Annotated in this window: 2 protein-coding genes; both read left to right on the forward strand. The window is 78.5% G+C overall.

Annotated features, from left to right (window positions below):
- The first annotated feature begins 174 nt into the window (after window positions 1-174).
- Window positions 175-1,647, forward strand: a complete 1,473-nt coding sequence (locus tag HCN56_RS25180; RefSeq protein ID WP_376770932.1) for an N-6 DNA methylase — start codon at window positions 175-177, stop codon at window positions 1,645-1,647.
- Window positions 1,648-1,711: 64 nt separating this feature from the next.
- On the forward strand, window positions 1,712-2,331 hold a 620-nt coding region (locus tag HCN56_RS25185; protein WP_167974909.1), incomplete at its 3' end, for a hypothetical protein.

Raw genomic sequence — 2,331 nt, forward strand, 5'->3', positions numbered from 1 at the left:
CCCGGTTGTGGATGTAGAAGACCTGCCCCTCGCGCAGCAGCTCCCGCCGGAGCGCCGCCCCGATCTGCCGCCCGCCGCCTGGGGCGCCCACTGCGCGAAGCGGTCGCGGCGCTCGCCGCGGAGCGGGGCACCGCGGACGCCTTCCGTGACCTGCTGCGGCGCCACCTCACCGCGCTGACCGTCGTCACCACCCCCGCCGAGACCGCCGCCCTCATGGCCGAGATCGCCGGGCCCGTCCGCAGCGTGCTCGACCCCGCCTGCGGCGCGGGCACTCTGCTCGCCGCCGCCCGCGGCCCCCGCGGCGGCTCGCCGCGGGAACTCCGCGGCCAGGAGAAGGACCCGGACCTCGCCCGCCTCGCCGGGCTCCGGCTGGCGATGCACGGCGCCCACGCGGTCCACGTGGACCACGGCGACAGCCTCCTCGCCGACCGCCACCCCACCGCCCGTGTCGACGCCGTGCTCTGCCACCCGCCCGCCAACGAACGGCACTGGGGCCACGACGACCTGGCCTACGACGCCCGCTGGGAGTACGGCCTGCCCGCCCGCGGCGAGTCCGAACTGGCCTGGGTGCAGCACGCCCTCGCCCGGCTCCGGCCCGGCGGCACCGCCGTGCTGCTGCTGCCGCCCGCCGTCGCCTCCCGCCGCGCCGGACGCCGGGTCCGCTCGGCACTGCTGCGCAGCGGCGCGCTGCGCGCGGTGGTCGCCCTACCGGCGGGAGTCGCCCCGCCCCACGGCCTGCCCCTCCACCTCTGGGTGCTGACCCGACCGGACGCGGCAGCCGCCCCCGCGCCCCTGGTCCTGCTGGTCGACACCGTCGCCGAGTACGCCGCCGACGACCGCGGCGGACTGGACTGGCCCGCGCTGCGCGCCGCCGTCACCGACGCCTGGCGGGCCTTTGCCGAGCCGGGGGAGTGCACCGAACTCCCCGGGCTGCGCCGGGTCGTCCCCGCCATCGACCTGATGGACGAGGAGACCGACCTCACCCCCGCCCGCCACCTGCGGCCCGCCGTCCCGGGCGGTCGGGCGCTCACCCGCCTCGAACGCGAACTCCGCGACACCCTCGGGCGCTCCACCCGGCTGCTGCCGCCGCTCGGCGACGCCCCCGAGCCGCCGCCCGCCGCCGCCCTCCGCACCCCGCAGCAGGGCAACCCCGGCGCCGCGCACTGGGCCACCGTCACCATCGGCGAGCTGGCCCGCGCCGGCGCCGTCGAACTGCACACCGCGCAGACCGCCGGCGCCGAACTGCCCGCCGCCCTTCCCGGCGACGTCTTCGTCCCGCTGCTCTCCCCGGAGGCGGCCGGCCCGCCGCGGGTCGTCACCACCGCCGGCAGCCGACCCCGCGTCGAAGGGCGCGCCGCCCTGCTGCGCCCCGACCCGCTCGCCCTGGACCCGTGGTTCCTCGCCGGGTTCCTGCGCGGCAGCGGCAACACCCGGCAGGCCAGCAGCTACGCCTCCCGCGCCACCCGCATCGACATCCGGCGACTGCGGGTCCCGCGCATCCCGCTCGACGAACAGCGGCGCTACGGGGAGCGGTTCCGCGACCTCGCGGAGTTCGAGGTCGCGCTGGAGCACGCGGCGACGCTGGGCAGGCAGTTCGTGCAGGGGACCGTGGACGGCCTCGCGGACGGCACACTCCCGCCGGTGTGAACCGATATCCTGAGCGCTCGTACAGGTCTTGCGGCGATGTTGTGCGCGTCCGAGGGGGGAAGCCATGAGGCGTTCGCGTGCCCTGGCGATCGCGGTCCGGGTCTTCTTCGCGACGATCCCGGTCTGGTCGCTCGGCCTGCTCGGCTGGGTGCCGGCGCTGCGGATCGCCATCGTCCGCCGTCGTGCGCTCGACCGGGCGTTCGCCGCCGCGGCCGCCGTCCTCACCGTCGCCTACGTCGCCGTGATCGGCTCCACGCCGCAGGAGACCACCGACTGGTCGGTCGCGCAGAACGCGTCGTTCGCGCTGCTGCTGCTCGCCCTGGTGCCGGGCGCCGTCGTCCACGCCTGCCTCGCCGACCTGCCGCTGCCGCCCCGGCGCGACGACCACCTCCGGGCCGTGGCCCACGGATACGGGTATCCGGCGCCGGGCCACCACCCGCAGCCCGGGACCGGCTACGGCTCGCCCGGCCCGGTGTACGGGCCCCCGGCGGGCTCCTGGGCGCCGCCGCCGTACGGCCAGGCAGCCCCCGGCGGCTGGGGCGCCCCGGGCGCGACCCACGCCCCCGCCGAACAGCACCACCAGCCGCACGCCCCGGGCGGGCCGCACCACCCCCGGCCCGACGCGCAGCACACCCCCGCCTCGGGCGCACCCCGCACCCCGGCCCCCGGCGCACCGCCGGCATC

It is taken from the genome of Streptomyces lonarensis (assembly GCF_012033735.1).
In the GTDB taxonomy this organism is placed as follows: domain Bacteria; phylum Actinomycetota; class Actinomycetes; order Streptomycetales; family Streptomycetaceae; genus Streptomyces; species Streptomyces lonarensis.